This window comes from Enterococcus sp. DIV1411a, assembly GCF_050531945.1.
GTDB lineage: Bacteria > Bacillota > Bacilli > Lactobacillales > Enterococcaceae > Enterococcus_B > Enterococcus_B faecium.
This window is the reverse complement of sequence record NZ_CP172892.1, coordinates 1981634-1998941: the sequence shown is the minus strand read 5'-3', so window position 1 is coordinate 1998941 and position 17308 is coordinate 1981634. Positions and strand designations below refer to the sequence as shown.

15 protein-coding genes and 1 pseudogene are annotated in these 17308 nt (G+C 38.6%); 11 read left to right on the top strand and 5 right to left on the bottom strand.

Annotated elements, in window-relative coordinates:
- Positions 1–119: 119 nt before the first annotated feature.
- The 4 genes from IGJ87_RS09685 to IGJ87_RS09670 all read left to right on the top strand — a co-directional run bounded on the left by IGJ87_RS09685 (position 120) and on the right by IGJ87_RS09670 (position 5685).
- The gene (locus IGJ87_RS09685; RefSeq protein ID WP_002338676.1) at positions 120–1556 is read left to right on the top strand and encodes a glycoside hydrolase family 1 protein; all 1437 of its coding nucleotides are present in this window, start codon (positions 120–122) and stop codon (positions 1554–1556) included.
- A gap of 188 nt (positions 1557–1744) precedes the next feature.
- The gene (locus tag IGJ87_RS09680) at positions 1745–4192 is read left to right on the top strand and encodes a DNA translocase FtsK (RefSeq protein ID WP_089030478.1); all 2448 of its coding nucleotides are present in this window, start codon (positions 1745–1747) and stop codon (positions 4190–4192) included.
- A 229-nt stretch (positions 4193–4421) separates the two neighbouring features.
- The gene (gene rlmN / locus IGJ87_RS09675; protein ID WP_002293986.1) at positions 4422–5489 is read left to right on the top strand and encodes a 23S rRNA (adenine(2503)-C(2))-methyltransferase RlmN; all 1068 of its coding nucleotides are present in this window, start codon (positions 4422–4424) and stop codon (positions 5487–5489) included.
- Positions 5479–5685 carry a hypothetical protein gene (locus IGJ87_RS09670; protein WP_089030476.1) on the top strand — a complete coding sequence of 69 codons (207 nt, stop codon included), beginning with the start codon at positions 5479–5481 and terminating at the stop codon, positions 5683–5685. The genes rlmN and IGJ87_RS09670 overlap by 11 nt, the downstream gene beginning before the upstream one ends.
- Here the strand turns inward: IGJ87_RS09670 and IGJ87_RS09665 are convergent.
- Complete coding sequence (locus tag IGJ87_RS09665; RefSeq protein ID WP_430609287.1) at positions 5682–6785, bottom strand: iron-containing alcohol dehydrogenase family protein; 1104 nt, start codon at positions 6783–6785, stop codon at positions 5682–5684. The two genes, IGJ87_RS09670 and IGJ87_RS09665, sit on opposite strands and share 4 nt — an antisense overlap.
- A gap of 553 nt (positions 6786–7338) precedes the next feature.
- Here IGJ87_RS09665 and aac(6') point away from each other — a divergent pair.
- Positions 7339–7872, top strand: a complete 534-nt coding sequence (gene aac(6'), locus IGJ87_RS09660) for an aminoglycoside N-acetyltransferase AAC(6')-Ii (RefSeq protein WP_089030475.1) — start codon at positions 7339–7341, stop codon at positions 7870–7872.
- A gap of 308 nt (positions 7873–8180) precedes the next feature.
- Here aac(6') and IGJ87_RS09655 read toward each other — a convergent pair.
- Positions 8181–8255 (bottom strand): annotated as a pseudogene (locus tag IGJ87_RS09655) (ribonuclease P); the annotation flags it as partial.
- A gap of 178 nt (positions 8256–8433) precedes the next feature.
- On the opposite strand from IGJ87_RS09655, the gene IGJ87_RS09650 reads away from it, so the two are divergent.
- Entirely contained in the window at positions 8434–10098 is a 1665-nt protein-coding gene (locus IGJ87_RS09650; protein ID WP_002338679.1) for a peptide ABC transporter substrate-binding protein, read from the top strand.
- Between the two features lie 69 nt (positions 10099–10167).
- On the opposite strand, the gene IGJ87_RS09645 is transcribed toward IGJ87_RS09650, so the two are convergent.
- Positions 10168–10515, bottom strand: a complete 348-nt coding sequence (locus tag IGJ87_RS09645) for a DUF3899 domain-containing protein (protein WP_002293992.1) — start codon at positions 10513–10515, stop codon at positions 10168–10170.
- Between the two features lie 83 nt (positions 10516–10598).
- Here IGJ87_RS09645 and opp3b point away from each other — a divergent pair, with 83 nt between their 5' ends.
- The 5 genes from opp3b to IGJ87_RS09620 are packed head-to-tail and all read left to right on the top strand — an operon-like array spanning position 10599 to position 15625.
- Positions 10599–11540, top strand: a complete 942-nt coding sequence (opp3b, locus tag IGJ87_RS09640; RefSeq protein WP_002293573.1) for an oligopeptide ABC transporter permease — start codon at positions 10599–10601, stop codon at positions 11538–11540.
- Positions 11541–12584: an ABC transporter permease gene (locus IGJ87_RS09635; protein WP_002338680.1), complete on the top strand. Its 1044-nt coding sequence runs from the start codon at positions 11541–11543 to the stop codon at positions 12582–12584. It abuts the gene before it with no gap.
- A gap of 5 nt (positions 12585–12589) precedes the next feature.
- On the top strand, positions 12590–13660 hold the full coding sequence (locus IGJ87_RS09630) for an ABC transporter ATP-binding protein (RefSeq protein ID WP_002289332.1): 1071 nt from the start codon (positions 12590–12592) through the stop codon (positions 13658–13660).
- Positions 13650–14603 (top strand): ABC transporter ATP-binding protein, encoded by a 954-nt coding sequence (locus tag IGJ87_RS09625; protein ID WP_002289330.1) that lies wholly within the window; start codon positions 13650–13652, stop codon positions 14601–14603. The genes IGJ87_RS09630 and IGJ87_RS09625 overlap by 11 nt, the downstream gene beginning before the upstream one ends.
- An 11-nt stretch (positions 14604–14614) precedes the next feature.
- Entirely contained in the window at positions 14615–15625 is a 1011-nt protein-coding gene (locus tag IGJ87_RS09620) for an RNA-guided endonuclease TnpB family protein (protein WP_002319647.1), read from the top strand.
- A gap of 284 nt (positions 15626–15909) precedes the next feature.
- Here IGJ87_RS09620 and IGJ87_RS09615 read toward each other — a convergent pair whose 3' ends face one another.
- Together IGJ87_RS09615 and IGJ87_RS09610 are read right to left on the bottom strand one after the other, a co-directional pair.
- Positions 15910–16731 carry an NUDIX domain-containing protein gene (locus IGJ87_RS09615; RefSeq protein WP_002293995.1) on the bottom strand — a complete coding sequence of 274 codons (822 nt, stop codon included), beginning with the start codon at positions 16729–16731 and terminating at the stop codon, positions 15910–15912.
- Between the two features lie 96 nt (positions 16732–16827).
- Entirely contained in the window at positions 16828–17106 is a 279-nt protein-coding gene (locus IGJ87_RS09610; protein WP_002289337.1) for a hypothetical protein, read from the bottom strand.
- Between the last annotated feature and the right edge of the window lie 202 nt (positions 17107–17308).

The window sequence follows — 17308 nt, the reverse complement described above, 5'->3', positions numbered from 1 at the left end:
TTCTTGAAGCTGACCACTTCTGTCACAACCTCCTTTACATAATTTTATTTTGTTGTGGAAGGGGTTTCGTGTTATTCTAAAAGAGGAACGATTGAAGGTTATAGGAAAGGAAGAGATGAATGGAACACAAAGAACTTACCTCATTTCCAAAAGATTTTCTGTGGGGCTCTGCTTCTGCAGCGTATCAAGTAGAAGGAGCTTGGCAAGAAGATGGGAAAGGAGAATCAGTCTGGGATCGATTTGTTCGGATACCTGGAAAGACATTTAAAGGAACGAACGGTGATTTGGCAGTAGACCACTATCATCGTTATAAAGAAGATATTGCTTTAATGAAAGAACAAGGTCTGAAAGCTTACCGTTTCTCTGTAGCTTGGACACGGATTTTTCCTAATGGACGAGGAGAAGTCAATCAAGCTGGGCTCGCTTTTTATGAGAGATTGATCGACGAATTGATTGAAAACGATATCGAACCTATGTTGACTTTATATCATTGGGATCTTCCACAAGCATTGCAAGATGAATATAATGGTTGGGAATCACGTCAGATCATTGAAGATTTCACTCATTATGCAGAAACATTATTTGAGGCATTCCGCGGGAAAGTCCATTACTGGATTAGTTTGAATGAACAAAATATCTTCACTTCATTAGGTTATTTGTTAGCAGCACATCCGCCAGGTGTGACAGACCCGAAACGAATGTATGAAGTTAACCATATTGCTAATTTAGCAAATGCATCTGTCATCAATAAATTTCACGAGTTAGAAATGCCTGGGAAAATCGGACCAAGCTTTGCGTATACGCCAAATTATCCAATTGACAGTAATCCTGAAAATGTTCTGGCTGCTGAAAATGCAGAAGACCTAATGGCCAATTATTGGATGGATGTCTATATGTGGGGAAAATATCCGATTGCTGCCATGAGGTTCTTAGAAGAAAAAGGATGGGCACCAACGATTGAAGCTGGCGATGCAGAATTGCTAGAATCTGCTAAACCAGATTTTCTTGGGATCAATTACTATCAAACGACGACGAATGCATTCAATCCATTAAACGGAGTTGGTGCAGGAAAAATGAATACGACAGGAAAAAAAGGTTCATCAGAAGAAACTGGAGTTCCTGGAATGTATAAAAAAGTTGAGAATCCATTTGTCGAACGAACAAATTGGGACTGGGAGATTGACCCAGAAGGATTAAGGATCGGACTGCGTCGTATCACAAGCCGTTACCGCATGCCGGTACTGATTACGGAAAATGGCTTAGGAGAGTATGACAAGTTGACAGAAGATAAACAAATCCATGACGACTATCGAATCAATTACTTACAAAGCCACGTCAAAGCCATCAAAGAAGCAATTTCGGATGGAGCAGAAGTCCTAGGCTATTGCACCTGGTCTTATACAGATTTGCTTAGCTGGCTGAACGGTTATCAAAAGCGATATGGATTTGTATATGTTGATCAAGATGAAACACAAGAAGGATCTTTGGAACGATACAAGAAAGACAGTTATTACTGGTATCAAAAACTGATTGAACAAAATGGAGAGAACCTTTAGTTCACATACTTAAAACAAGAAGGTACGGCTGGATATGGCCGTGCCTTTTTTTGATAAAATCGTTTAGAAATTAAGAAAAACTGTAAAACAAGCTGAAAAATGAAAGAAAGCGTCAGTTCTTTCAAACAAAACTTTAGTTCCCTTGCTTTTTTTTGTATAATGAAACTTGATGAAATGAGGGATAATAAATGGCACAAAAGAAACGGCCTACTAAAAAAAGGAAAAAGACGAAAAAAACGAAAAAGCAAAAACAGCAGCAGGAACAAATGCTGACGATTGGTGTTGGGTTTACCTTGATTTTATTTGCTGTCTTCGGCTTTTTAAAATTAGGTTTTTTAGGAATATTGATTGCAAACGGCTTTCGGATCATTGCAGGAAATACTTACCAAATCCTCTGTCTTTTATTAGCCGTCTTAGGATTTTGGATTGTCATTAAGAATACAGAGTTTTCAATTGGTAAAAACCGACGCTGGTTTGGCGGCATACTCTTTTATTTCGGTATCTTATTATTGTTACATGCCCATTTATTTGGCAAACTCCATACTGGGGAACCAAATATCATGGGGACGACATGGGATTTGTTAGCCAGTGATATAAAACAAAGTCAAGTAGACAATAACGTTGGTGGTGGGATGATTGGAGCAATCCTTTATCATTTTACTTACTTCTTGATTGCACAGCCTGGAAGTTATTTAGCAGCAGTGCTATTACTGGCAGGAGGAGCATTCCTGTTCAGTAATCTGGAAGGCTATCAGCTGTTAAATAGTATCCAATCAATTGGAGAACGAGTACAGGGATTATTGGAAGGTGATCCTGCCAAGCAAGCTCGAAAGCAAGCGGCAAAGGAAGAGAGAATGAAACAGCGCGCAGAAGCGAAAGAAGCAAGGCGCTTAGCTGCAAAAGAAGCTGCAGAAAAAGAAGCTGCAGAATATGAGAAGAAAAAAGCGGTGAGCCAGCAAAGGGAAAATACTGCTGATGAATGGCAGGAACCAGAAAATACAGAGCCGGAGCAGCTAAGTTTTGTTCCAATCGACAGTTTTCAAGAAAATATCCATCCTGCGAATCTAGAGAAACCAGTACCAGATACACCAAAACAGACCAATACAGCAGAAGGTTTTTCAGATGAGTTGCCAGAGGATGACGGTACCTCATTAGAATTTGAGATTGAAGCAGAACAGGAAAACCAAGACTATGAATTACCGACAGTTGATTTGCTTGATTCTATACCAACTGTGGATCAAAGTGATGAGTATAAAAAAATTGAAAAAAATATCGGCGTATTAGAACAAACTTTCCAAAGTTTCGGTGTCGATGCCAAGGTCGTCAAAGCCAGCTTAGGACCATCCGTCACAAAATTCGAAGTCCAGCCGGCTGTAGGGGTAAAAGTAAGTAAAATTGTGAACTTAACAGATGATATCTCGCTTGCTTTAGCGGCGAAAGATGTCCGGATGGAAGCACCGATTCCAGGTAAATCACTGATTGGTATTGAAGTACCAAATGGAAAGATCAGTATGGTTTCCTTTAGAGAAATCATCGAAGCACAACCAAACCACCCAGATAAATTACTAGAAGTACCTTTAGGACGTGATGTTTCTGGACGGGTACAAACGGCTGATCTTTCGAAGATGCCTCACTTACTCGTGGCTGGTTCGACTGGTAGTGGGAAGTCAGTAGCAATTAATGGGATCATCACAAGTATATTAATGCGTGCTAAGCCCCATGAAGTAAAACTGATGATGATCGATCCGAAAATGGTTGAATTGAATATGTACAACGGCATACCTCATCTGTTGACGCCGGTCGTGACGAACCCTAGAAAAGCAGCGCAAGCCTTACAAAAAGTAGTACAAGAAATGGAAGAACGATATGAAAAATTCGCGGCAACCGGAGTAAGAAATATTTCTGGTTACAATGAATTTGTTCAACAGAAAAACTTGGAAAACGGAACGAAACATCCAACCTTACCATTCATCGTAGTGATCGTAGATGAATTAGCTGATTTGATGATGGTAGCCAGCAATGAAGTTGAAGATGCGATTATTCGTTTAGCGCAAATGGCTCGGGCAGCGGGGATTCATATGATCCTAGCTACTCAACGTCCAAGTGTGGATGTTATCACAGGAATCATCAAAGCAAATGTACCTTCCAGAATGGCATTTGCGGTATCAAGCGGTACAGATTCTCGGACGATCATTGATTCTAATGGGGCAGAAAAGCTCTTAGGGCGAGGAGATATGCTATTCTTGCCAATGGGTGAGAATAAACCGATCCGTGTGCAAGGAGCATTCATTTCTGACCACGAAGTAGAACGGGTCGTTCAATTTGTTACAGATCAGCAAGAAGCTCATTATGAAGAGAAAATGATGCCGACAGATGAAGTTGAAACGACAGGTGCTCCAGAACAGCCACAAGATGAGCTGTTTGAAGAAGCAAAAGCACTTGTCGTTGAAATGCAAACGGCAAGTATTTCCCTTCTCCAAAGAAGATTTCGGATCGGTTACAACCGAGCAGCACGTTTAGTAGATGAACTGGAAGCTCATGGAGTTGTTGGCCCGTCAGAAGGAAGCAAGCCTCGGAAAGTATTCATTGAGCAGGAAGAAACATCAGAACCGTTGCCGGACGATAATGACATGTAAAACTTGTGTGATGAAGGGTTGAAAAACGAATAACCAATAAAAAGACAAGGCATGATGATACCAAAAGAAAAAATGGTTTTTTTCCATCTTTTCTAATACGGTATGATGTCTTGTCTTTTTAGTTTTTGTGAGATTAAAGTTCTATTCGATTTATTTGTGAAGTATTGCATTAAGGAAATGAATCATGTATAGTATGTAGCGAAACTTTGAGAAAAAGAGGGAAAATACTTTGGAAAAACAGTCCATTTATGGCTTGACGAATGAAGAATTAATCAATTGGTTTATAGAAAACGGCGAGAAAAAATTCCGAGCTGCCCAAGTTTGGGAATGGTTGTATCAAAAACGTGTAAGTAATTTCACAGAAATGACGAATCTATCGAAACAATTGATCGAAAAATTATCGGAGCATTTTATCATCAATCCTCTAAAACAGATGGTCGTCCAAGAAGCTTCGGATGGTACAGTAAAATATTTGTTTGAACTCCCTGATAAAAACATGATTGAGACTGTACTGATGAGACAAGAATATGGCTTGTCAGTTTGTGTGACGACACAAGTAGGATGTAATATCGGCTGTACATTTTGTGCAAGCGGGCTGCTCAAAAAGAACCGTGATCTGACTGCTGGAGAAATTGTTGCGCAGATCATGATGGTCCAACATTATTTTGATGAGCGCAATCTTGGCGAACGCGTTTCACATGTCGTTGTAATGGGGATCGGTGAGCCATTTGATAATTACGACAATGTAATGGACTTTTTGCATATCATCAATGATGCCAAAGGATTGGCAATTGGTGCTCGGCACATTACAGTTTCCACTAGTGGATTAGCACACAAAATCAAGGAATTCGCTAATAACGGCTTGCAAGTCAATCTGGCTATTTCCTTGCACGCGCCGAATAATGAGGTGCGAACATCGATCATGCGGATCAACCGAAGTTTCCCAATTGAGAAATTGATGGAAGCTGTGGATGAGTATTTAGAGAAAACAAACCGTCGAATCACGTTTGAATATATCATGTTGAATCAAGTAAATGATAGACCAGAGCATGCGCAACAATTAGCAGATCTATTAAAAGATAAGAAAAAATTAGCATATGTCAACTTGATTCCATATAATCCAGTCAGTGAACATGATCAATATTCTCGCAGTCCAAAAGCTGATGTATTGAGATTTTATGATGTATTGAAGAAAAACGGCGTAAACTGTGTGATACGTAAAGAACATGGTACAGATATTGATGCAGCTTGCGGACAATTGCGAAGCAAGCAAATGAAAAAAACAGTTGCCAAATAATCGTAGCCTACTCGTTTTTTCAATTACCATAAAAGGAGCAGTTTTCTTAATTAAGGAACTGTTCAACTTAAATAAGAGAAAAGATTCTATAGCGAAAGCTATAAAGCTTTTTTTGACAAGAAAAACCCTCATCAAGCAAAGAAATGTCCTCAATTTGATGACAGCCTGCTTGATGGGGGGTTTAGCAATTATTTAACTGATTTTCTTATATCCTTGCTGGCTTTCTTGTGTAGCATGATAAGTTTCTACGTCAAGAATGGCCTGTTTAAATTTTTCTCGGATGATTTCATAAGGCACATGTTTAATATCATTTGTTGCCATGGCTTTATCTAAGATTGCTTCTAAATCGGTCGTGACATTGAGATTCATGTCGGTTAACGATACTGGAAGTTGGTTCTTTTTCATAAACACATAGATTTTATCAAACAAATCGAACTGCTGATCCATCATCAATAAGGTCAGTACACCATAACTGACAGATGCTCCGTGAAGGTATCCCTCCATTTTTTCTAGAACAGTCGTACCGTAATAGAATGAGTGTGCCATAGCAGAATTATAGTTATTGTTAACTAAAACAGAAACCAATCCGGTAGTAACAATGATATCCGAAACGACTTGTTCAATTGCATATGAGGGACGATCGTCGGCACTATCTTTCAATGCTTGCGTACCATAAGTCAAGAGACGATCAATGCACATTTTTCCGATTTGGATTCCTAATCTATCCGTGTAGCCTAGATCATCGCCACGAGCAGAAAAAGTAGATTCGACTTCTTTGGATAAAGCATCGCCAATACCTGCCCATAAGTATTTATCAGGTGCTTCGGCAATAATTGCTGTATCAATGAAGGTGTGTACAGGTGGTTTTGAAGGAAAGAAGAGTCCGTCCATTACGCCTTCTTCGTTATAGATGACACATACCGCAGTGACGGGCGAACAGTTCGAACCAATAGTGGGAAAGGTGAAGACTGGTTTAGCTAGTTTTTCACCAATGACTTTTACAGTATCGCAAGCACGGCCACCACCGACTGCAAACAGGACGTCTGCTTTTTGGACATTTTCATGCTGGATCAACTGTTCAATATTTCCATAAGTTGAATTACCCCCGTACCAGAGACTGGCGACAACCTCTATTTCCTGTGTCAAAGCTGCTTTTATTTTGTTTTCTGCCTTTGAAAGTGCAGTCTTCCCTCCAATCAGCACTACTTTTGTCCCATATTCTTTGACGATTCCATTTGCTTTTTCATACGCATCTGTTCCAATGGTATAATTTGGTAAGAAAACACTTTGACTCATATTCATTTCCTTCTTTCTTCGTTGAAACGGGTTAAAATTTTAAAGAGTGATCGATCTGACTGCAGCTATAGATGGAGTAGAGGTGAACCTAAGACAGGATAAGTGATGAATAAGGTGGCATGAACACCTTGAAATCATCAATAAGTATCCTAAAAACGAACAAGTACAAAAACATTGAAAACGACAATAATGAATTTTTGTTCCTCTTAGTATTTCTACCGATTCCCTTTGCTTTTTTGTAATTATCTAAAAATTCTAAAAATTAAGATTATTATATGAAAACAGGTTTTATTTGTCAATTCATAATTGGTTTTTTTTTAAAGCAAAAGATAATCTATATCATGATGAACAAACAGAGTTTTTTCCTCCAATTGATGGCTTTCCTGATCTTTCCTATTTTGAATAAAGTGTTTCTGTATAATTTTTTTATTTTATAAGTAAGATAAATAATGAAAGAATAGAGATACTGATTGGTAGCTAAAGATTTTTGAGCGAGAACATTTCGTTTTTTCAAAAGGACTGTTAGAATAAGCAAGAACAAGGGGGAAGACGTATGATAATCAGTGAATTTGACCGTAATAATCCAGTATTGAAAGATCAGCTTTCTGATTTACTGAGACTGACTTGGCCGGAAGAATATGGAGACAGCTCGGCAGAAGAAGTAGAAGAAATGATGAATCCAGAACGAATCGCGGTAGCAGCGGTAGACCAAGATGAGTTAGTAGGATTTATTGGTGCAATCCCTCAATACGGTATCACAGGTTGGGAATTGCATCCATTAGTTGTAGAAAGCTCCCGACGAAAGAACCAAATAGGTACTCGATTAGTCAATTACTTAGAAAAAGAAGTAGCTTCCAGAGGAGGAATCACGATTTATTTAGGTACGGATGATTTAGACCATGGAACAACGTTAAGTCAAACGGACCTGTATGAGCATACATTTGATAAAGTGGCTTCCATCCAGAACCTTCGTGAACATCCGTATGAATTCTATGAAAAATTAGGTTATAAAATCGTAGGTGTCTTACCAAATGCAAATGGCTGGGACAAACCGGATATTTGGATGGCAAAAACGATTATTCCTTGACCAGATTCTCAATAATAAAAAGAGGTTGTGACAGAAGTGATCAGCTTCAAGAAATAAGAAGGAATTTACGAAAATTACTTCTTGAATTTTTGTGAAATTCCAACTTATTTCCGAAGAAGCTACTTTTGGAACACCGTGTACCAGAGGTTGTGAAAAAGCTGTCCTGCATCAAGTAATAAGAACAGCCAAACAAAAATAGATCCTCATATTTTTCGTTTGGTTGGGCTTATTACCGCAGATGCAAGCTTTTGAACACCGTTTATTCAGATAAGGGACTGTGACAAGACTTTTGTCACAGTTTCTTTTTATTTATTCTTTTTTATCTTTGTATGGCAATAATAGACAATATAACGAAAATTATTTAATGGCTTTTGGAAGACCATGGAAAACCTTGTACAAAGCTATTTTTTCTGAAAAATTCCTTGAAACCTCACGAAAAAATCATTATTTTATGAAAAAGACAAAAAAAAGTGTTGATTTTTTAATAATTATTCATTAAACTCTTAAACAACTTCAGAAAATATTAATTATTCTGAAAATTCCAATAAAGGGGTACGTAAAATGAAAAAGAAATTTACATTTGGTTTGGTTGCGGTATGCGGCCTTGTACTTGCTGGATGTTATGGCGGCAGTTCAGCCACAAGCAACAGTAGTTCAGCAAAAAGCGGTTCAGCAGATGGAGGAGGCGTATTTAACTTAGTCGTGCCTCAAGAAATGCCTACAGCTGACTTATCAGTTGCAACAGATACAATCAGTTTTACAGCATTGAATAACGTTTATGAAGGAATTTACCGTCTTGATGAAGACAGCAAACCACATCCGGCAGGAGCTAGCGAGTTGGCAGAAGTCAGTGAAGACGGATTAACTTACAAAATCAAATTACGAGAAGACGCAAAATGGTCAAATGGTGATCCTGTTACAGCAGCGGATTACGTTTATGGCTGGCAACGAACAGTAGACCCAGCTACAGCTTCTGAATATGCTTACCTGTATGCGCCAGTTGAAAATGCAGAAGACATCACAGCTGGAAAGAAAGATAAATCAGAACTAGGGATCAAAGCAGTTGGTGACTATGAATTAGAAATCAAATTGACGAAACAAACACCATATTTCCAATATCTGCTTGCTTTCCCATCATTTTTCCCACAAAAACAATCCGTAGTGGAAGAAAATGGGGATGCCTATGCATCTGCAAGTGATAAAGCTGTTTATAATGGACCATTCACATTAGAAGATTTTGATGGACCAGGAACAGATACAGAATGGACTTATAAGAAAAATGATCATTACTGGGACAAAGATACAGTAAAACTTTCTGAAATCAAAGTCAGTGTAGTAAAAGAATCTTCTACTGCATTGAACTTATTCAAAGATGGCCAAGCAGATGACGTGATCTTGTCTGGTGAGTTAGCACAGCAAAACGCAAACGATCCAGCTTATACTTCTGTTAAAGAAGCGCGGACAAGCTATATCGAATTCAATCAACGTGAAAAGAATTCACCATTCAACAATGTGAACCTAAGAAAAGCTATTTCTTATTCTATCGATCGTGAAGCTTTAGTAAAACAAGTACTAGGTGACGGATCAGTTGTCTCTACAGGATTGATCCCATCAGATATGGTAAAAAGTCCAACAACGAACGAAGACTTTGCAAAAGAAGCTGGAAAATTAGTTTCTTATGACAAAGATAAAGCAAAAGAATATTGGGAAAAAGCGAAAAAAGAATTGGGCGTTGATTCTTTAGAATTTGATTTGATGGCTTCTGATGATGATTCATCGAAAAAAGTAATCGAATATGTTCAAAACTCAATCCAAGAAAACTTGGATGGCGTAACAGTCAAACCAACACCTGTTCCATTCTCTGTACGTCTTGACCGCTCAACTTCGGGTGATTTTGACGCAGTACTAGGCGGATGGGCTGCTGACTATGCAGACCCAAGCAGCTTTACTGATTTGTTTGTCACAGGTAATTCATACAACCGTGGTCGCTGGAGCAATGCAGAATATGACGAAGCAGTTAAAGCAGCTTCATCAACAGACGCTGGCGATGAACAAGCCCGTTGGGATGATTTCCAAAAAGCAATCAAGATCATCTCTGATGATATGGGTGTCGTTCCGGTGTACCAAAAAGCAGAAGGTCACCTAGTGAATGAAAAAATCAAAGGTATCGTTCACCATGCGGCAGGCGCTTCATGGGATTACAAATGGACATACGTTGAAGAATAATCGTTAATACCGTGAGCATGAGAAAAAACGAGGCTGCGGCAAATGTCGCAACCTCGTTCTCATATTCACTTATCCTAACAAAGAAAAAAGCATGAAAATAGCAGAAAGAGCAATTAGTATTCCGGCAATGATCAGCCAAAAGCTGTACATACCGTAGCTGGCAGACGAGAGCGAGGAAAATTCTGGTTTTTTCTTTCGGTTCCTTGTTCGTGCAAGATGGACCGATCGCTGAAAATGATCGAAGAAACCCGAAGAAAAGACCCATAAAAAACCGCCGATAATCAGAAACGGCAATGACCATAAGAATAGATCATTAGATAATTGAATGAGTGTAAAGGAATGGTTGATGAGATTTTTTATTAAAATAACCAGAATCAGTAGAAAAGCTACTGCGTAGGGGATAGATTTTTTTTTCATTTGATTGCTCCTTTATTTTTGGTTCATTATCTAATAATGTAGCGAAACATCTGTCAGAAGTCAAAAGCTAGGGGGAAACATTAGTGAATAGTTATATCAAATATGTATTAAAACGTGTCTTTTTCATGATCATCACGCTTTGGTTAATTGCAACAATCACCTTTTTCTTGATGCAATTGCTGCCGGGCACGCCATATACGAATCAGGAACGTTTGAGTCCTGAAACAATCGAGATGCTAAATAAACAAGTCGGTTTGGATAAACCAGTTATCGTACAATATGGGATTTATCTTTCTAATTTGCTTCAAGGAGATTTTGGAATTTCCTTCCAATTTAAAAACCAGCCAGTCGCACATTTGTTAGCTGGAAGAATCGGACCATCCTTGCAATTAGGGTTACAGGCAATTATCTTTGGAACAGTCCTAGGAACGATTTTAGGAACGATCTCTGCCATGAAGCAAAATACATGGGCAGATACATCTTCTACACTCGTAGCGATATTAGGTCGTTCCATTCCAAACTTTGTATTTGCTGTTTTATTACAATATATCTTTGCAATCAAATTACAAGTTTTGCCAATCGCAAAATGGGATGGCTTTGTGTACACAATCTTACCAACAATTGCGTTGGCCATGTCGCCGCTTGCTGACTCTGCTCGGTTTATCCGTACGGAAATGGTGGAAGTACTGCATAGTGATTATGTGGAATTAGCAAAAGCAAAAGGATTGAGCCGTTGGGAAATCGCCTTTAAACATGGTCTTCGAAATAGTTTGATTCCATTGATGACTTTATTAGGACCGTTAGCTGTAGCATTGATGACCGGATCACTGGTGGTAGAAAATATCTTTGCTATTCCTGGTATCGGGGAACAATTCGTTAAGTCAATCACAACAAATGATTATCCTACGATCATGGCTGTAACGATCCTTTACTCATTTATGCTGATTTTTGTTATTTTGATCGTGGATCTGTTGTACGGTCTAGTTGATCCAAGAATTCGTGTTTCAGAAGGGAGCCGAGGATAAATGGAAATGATACCAAAGCGTTATGAAACAGTCGCAGATATCCCTACGGATGAGTTTCTTCCATTACAAAAAAATACCGAAGAAGAACGTGAACAGATTACTGCACCTTCTTTGAATTTTATCCAAGATTCATGGCGCCGTTTAAAGAAAAACAAAGCTGCCGTTATTTCAATGGTTTTACTATTGGTCATCATTTTGATCTCTGTGATCACAATCTTTGTTTCTCCTCATGATCCAACTGCCCAAAACGTGGCTTATATCAATTTGCCTCCTCGTATTCCGGGAATCAATATCGATGGATTGAATGGAAAAGCAATGGTCGGTGGTGAACTTGTTGATAAATATGCTCAAGCAAACGTCCCTTCAAACGTAAATTTCTTTTTAGGAACAGATGGTTTGGGACGTGATGTATTAAGCCGCTTATTTATGGGAACGAGAATCTCGTTGCTGATCGCATTTATTGCTGCATTACTAGATGTAACGATTGGTGTAGCTTACGGGTTGGTTTCTGGTTTGTTAGGCGGACGTGTCGATAACGTGATGCAACGTTTTTTGGAAATCTTGTCAGGAATTCCAAACCTCGTTGTCATGATTTTGATGTTGGTCGTTTTTGAACCAGGAATTTTTTCAATCGTGGCTGCTATGGCCATCACAAACTGGATACCAATGGCACGTATCGTTCGTGCACAAACAATGAAATTAAAAGATCAAGAATATGTTTTAGCTGGATTGACATTAGGTGAATCAAGAATGAAAATTGCATTCAAACATATTTTGCCGAATATCTCTAGTGTCATTATTATTCAAATGATGTTTAGTATTCCATCTGCTATTTTCTTCGAAGCCTTTTTAAGCTTTATCGGTTTAGGTCTTACGCCTCCGTCAGCTTCATTAGGAACGATGTTGAGCGAAGGGTACAAGACATTCCTGTATCTGCCTTATCTATTATGGATTCCGGCAGTAACTTTATCGGTTATCATGATTGGCTTTAACTTACTTGCTGATGGATTGCGTGATGCCTTTGATCCTAAAATGAAAGAGTGAAGACGATGACGAAAATTTTAGAAGTGAAAGACTTAGAAATCTCTTTTGATACGTATGCTGGAAAGGTACGAGCGATTCGCGGTGTCAATTTTCATTTGAATAAAGGAGAAACATTAGCGATCGTTGGGGAATCTGGAAGTGGAAAATCAGTGACGACCAGAAGCATCATGCGCTTGCTGTCAAGCAACGCCAATATAGATGCTGGTCAAATCCTCTTTAAAGGTAACGATATCGTTGGAAAATCAGAAAGAGAGATGCAAAAAATCCGTGGTAAAGAAATAGCGATGATTTTCCAAGATCCAATGACCTCTTTAGATCCGACGATGCCCATTGGGAAGCAAGTCGCTGAGTCCCTTAGAAAGCATAATAAAGTTTCAAAAAAAGAGGGACAAAAAGCTGCATTAGAATTGCTTAAATTAGTTGGAATACCCGAAGCTGAGAAACGTATCAACAGTTATCCGCATCAGTTCTCAGGAGGTCAGCGTCAACGGATCGTGATCGCGATTGCACTGGTATGTTATCCAGAAATCCTGATTGCTGATGAACCCACAACAGCACTTGATGTGACTATCCAAGCACAAATTTTGGAACTGCTGAAAGAAATTCAGACAAAAATCGATACATCAATCATCTTTATCACTCATGACCTTGGTGTAGTAGCGAACGTTGCTGACCGTGTAGCTGTTATGTATGGGGGAAGAATCGTTGAAGTTGGAACATCCGAAGAGATTTTCTACAACCCGCAACATCCCTATACTTGGGGACTGCTTGGGTCAATGCCGACATTAGACAGTGCGAACGACCGATTGTATGCCATTCCTGGTTCTCCACCGGATTTATTGAACCCGCCAAAAGGAGACGCATTCTACCCAAGAAATGAATTCGCGATGAAAATCGATGCAGAACAAGAACCACCATTTTTTGAACTATCAAAAACACACAAGGCAGCAACTTGGCTACTTGCTCCGCAGGCACCCAAAGTGACACCGCCAGAAGAAATCCAACGTCGCTGGGCTATCTTTAAAGAGAAACAAAAACATACTTACGGTCAAGGAGGAATTGCTGATGCCAAATAAACTACTTGAAGTTAAAGGATTGAAACAGTATTTCAATGTAGGAAAAAAGAATGAAGTACATGCTGTAAATGACATCAGCTTTCACATCTATGAAGGAGAAACATTCGGTTTAGTTGGAGAATCTGGAAGCGGAAAATCCACTACTGGCCGTACGATCATTCGCTTGAATGAACCTACTGATGGTGAGATATTATTCGACGGTCAAGATATAACGAAGATCAAAGATAAAAAAGGTTTGACGAAATTCCGGCATGATGTTCAGATGATTTTCCAAGATCCATATGCTTCGTTGAATCCTCGGATGAAAGTCAGAGATATTATCGCCGAAGGAATTGATGTTAATGGACTAGCTAAATCATCTGAAGAGCGTGCAAAAAAAGTCGATGATCTATTGAGAACTGTTGGATTGAATCCAAGCCACGGTACTCGTTATCCTCATGAATTTTCAGGTGGGCAACGCCAGCGTATTGGTATTGCACGAGCATTGGCAGTAAAACCGCGTTTTATCATTTGTGATGAACCAATTTCTGCACTAGATGTGTCGATCCAAGCCCAAGTGGTCAATTTGTTGCAAGATCTCCAAAAAGAACATCAATTGACCTATCTATTTATTGCACATGATTTGTCGATGGTTAAACATATTAGTGACCGAATCGGTGTAATGCATAACGGCTTGTTATTAGAGATGGGAACAAGTGATGAAATCTATAATCACGGTGTCCATCCTTATACAGAAAGTTTGTTATCTGCTATTCCTCTACCAGATCCAGACCATGAGAGAAAACGCAGAAGAATCAAATATCAACCTGAACCAGATGACGGACAAGTACGTCAACTTCGTGAAATCGCACCAGAACATTTTGTCTATGCAACTGAGCAGGAAGTCCCATATTACGCAAAAAAACTAAAACGACAAAAGGAATCTCTTCTGGTTGCTAACTAGGAGGGACATAGATGCTAAAAGCTTTTAAATTCCGTATGTATCCGACAGAAGAACAAAAACAGCAATTGATTCGTACTTTTGGATGTGCTCGATTTACCTATAACCATTTGCTGAAAAAGCGGCAGAAAAGTTGGCAACAAACAGGAGTAGCCAATTTTTCGCTTACACCCGCTACATTAAAAAAAGAATACCCATTCTTAAAAGAAGTAGACAGTCTTGCTTTAGCAAATGCACAGCTTAATTTGGATCGGGCTTTTCGCAATTATTTCAAGGGACGTGCCAGCTTCCCAAAGCTTAAAACGAAAAAAAGTATGTGGCAATCTTATACGACCAACAACCAAACCCGTACGATCTATCTGGAAAATGGCTACTTAAAGTTACCAAAACAAAAAGAACTAATCAAAATAAATCAGCATCGGCCAGTTGAAGGATCGATTCGCTCCGCTACGATTTCTGCTCGATATAATGAAGAATTTTATGTCGCACTACTTTGTGATGTTTCGTCAGTAAAAAAAGAATCTTTAGCTAAATGGATCGGGATCGCCTATCATCCGAAGACATTGATCCAAACATCTCGTCCTCTAGAAGTAACTTTACCAAAATTTCACCAGACAGAAGAAAAGCTGCAACATGCACAGCGGAAATTGAATGTGAAAGTCCGCTCCGCTCACCATAGAAAGATCAGGTTAGATCAGGCAAGCAATTATCAGAAACAAAAGAGAAAAGTAATGGATCTTTATCTGAAACAAAAGAACCAGCGAGAAGATTATCTTGAACAATTATCTGGGAAATTGGTCAAACAATATGACTACTTATTTGTAGAATCTTTTCCAAAAGAAGAAGCACATGCTGATTTTTCTATTCATGACTGGCATAAATTAATAACAAAATTGCGTTATAAGTCCCAATGGTATAATAAAAAATTTCTTTTGATCAATACCGACGGAGCAGAAGAAAGCAATTCCGTAAGAAAGAGTCAAGTAGTAGAAGAAATGGGCAGACATTCGGTTATCAAGGGATAAAAAATGAATGAAACTGATAGGAGCGTTAGGGTTCGCCTTGTTAATAAAAAGTCTTAATGACTTTTGTTTCTAGGAATTTTTCTTTTGAAGAAAAGCTCACTAATTATGACAAACCAATAAAACAATAGCAGAAAAAGTTCGTACGAGCTTTTTCTGCTATTGTTAATTTTTTATTCAGAAAGTTTACGAATACATCAAAATTCTGAAACAAAAAACGTAACTCGCAAAGAGTTGTTTTTGCGTTTTTTCTTGAATGATTAGGTCTGAATCTTTTGTTCACAACCTTATTCATGGTGCCCCGGCTTGAGCTGATAGATTTTTGAAGGACGGCCGATTCCTACAGGACGTTCACCGATCTCATCGAAATATTGGAGCATAGCTTTCTTAAAATTGGAATGATCGATCGTTTTATAATCGATCCCTAAGAATTTAGCAAATACTTTTCGAGCTTCCGTAATCGTGAAATCTTTACCTAAAACTTGTAGAACTTGCGGCTCGTGTTCCATTTTATTGACTACACGGTTGAATGCTTTCAAGATGATTTGACTATGGTCAAAAGCCAAAGTATCTTTGCCAGAAGACTCTCCAGTGACTAAATCAAGCGAGATAGCCACTTCTCCGCTAGATAAATGGATCTTGTTACTATGACGTTCTAGTGTGAACCAGCGTACTTCCTTGGCATCATCTCCGGCGATTAGCGGTTCTTCTCCAATAAAGGCTAAGTAGCTGACTGTGACGACCCAGCCTCGCGGATCTCGATTAGGCGTACTGAATGTATGCAGTTGCTCAATATTTTCTTTTGAAATAACCACACCAGTTTCTTCCTTTGTTTCTCTTAAGACGCTTTCTCCAGTTGACTCATCCTTTTGGACAAAGCCACCAGGCAATGCCCATGAATTTCGATAAGGATGCCCTTTTCTTTGGATCAACAAAACTTTCAGCTGATCTTCTTCTTTGTTATAGCACATCAGTACGATATCGACAGTCAAAGAGGGCTTGTCATATTCTGGACGTTCCTGTTTTTGATACCAGTTAAGAAATTCTTCTTCACTAGCTTCATGTTCATAATATAATTTTTCTTCTTCTTTAGAAGCAAAACGGTTCATCTGACCACCTCCATTGACAGTAAAAGTACTTTTTACCTTATTGTAGCAGACTCTGAAAAAAAACCAAGGATTTACTTGGAAAATCTAGGTTATCATTTAAATATGAAAAATAAATGGAAGTATGAGATTGAATAAAAAGAAAAGCAGATAAAACGGCAATACTTTATACCGCTCTTCACGAATGGCAAAGAAGCCACAAATAACGATATATACGTCAATGATAAAACGCAAAATCCAAGCTGCTGTCATAAAACTGTTCAAATGCCCATGGAGGTTAAAATAACCATACATACGAATATAAAAATAGCTGAATATTAAATGTGCTAATGAAAGAAAAGCAATACTAAGTGTAAAAAAAAGATGTTTCTTCTGCATGATTGTTCCAGTCCCTTACTAAGATAGATAGTCTTTATTATACCATGTGTGAGAGGAGAAATAAAAAGCCGTTTTTTACTAGATATGAAACAAAACAAAAACCTGCATTTATTCAACCTATTCATCCTTTTAAAGGATAGATTGAACGTAGATAGAAGTCGTTTATCCAGTCTTTTTCATTTTGAAAAAAAGCTAACAGCAT

Coding starts and splice junctions, on each gene's coding strand:
- IGJ87_RS09615 (WP_002293995.1), bottom strand. CDS start 16,731: ATGAACCGTTTTGCTTCTAAAGAAGAAGAAAAATTATATTATGAACAT.
- IGJ87_RS09680 (WP_089030478.1), top strand. CDS start 1,745: ATGGCACAAAAGAAACGGCCTACTAAAAAAAGGAAAAAGACGAAAAAA.
- IGJ87_RS09665 (WP_430609287.1), bottom strand. CDS start 6,785: ATGAGTCAAAGTGTTTTCTTACCAAATTATACCATTGGAACAGATGCG.
- IGJ87_RS09625 (WP_002289330.1), top strand. CDS start 13,650: ATGCCAAATAAACTACTTGAAGTTAAAGGATTGAAACAGTATTTCAAT.
- IGJ87_RS09635 (WP_002338680.1), top strand. CDS start 11,541: ATGGAAATGATACCAAAGCGTTATGAAACAGTCGCAGATATCCCTACG.
- IGJ87_RS09630 (WP_002289332.1), top strand. CDS start 12,590: ATGACGAAAATTTTAGAAGTGAAAGACTTAGAAATCTCTTTTGATACG.
- IGJ87_RS09645 (WP_002293992.1), bottom strand. CDS start 10,515: ATGAAAAAAAAATCTATCCCCTACGCAGTAGCTTTTCTACTGATTCTG.
- IGJ87_RS09620 (WP_002319647.1), top strand. CDS start 14,615: ATGCTAAAAGCTTTTAAATTCCGTATGTATCCGACAGAAGAACAAAAA.
- IGJ87_RS09610 (WP_002289337.1), bottom strand. CDS start 17,106: ATGCAGAAGAAACATCTTTTTTTTACACTTAGTATTGCTTTTCTTTCA.
- IGJ87_RS09685 (WP_002338676.1), top strand. CDS start 120: ATGGAACACAAAGAACTTACCTCATTTCCAAAAGATTTTCTGTGGGGC.
- IGJ87_RS09650 (WP_002338679.1), top strand. CDS start 8,434: ATGAAAAAGAAATTTACATTTGGTTTGGTTGCGGTATGCGGCCTTGTA.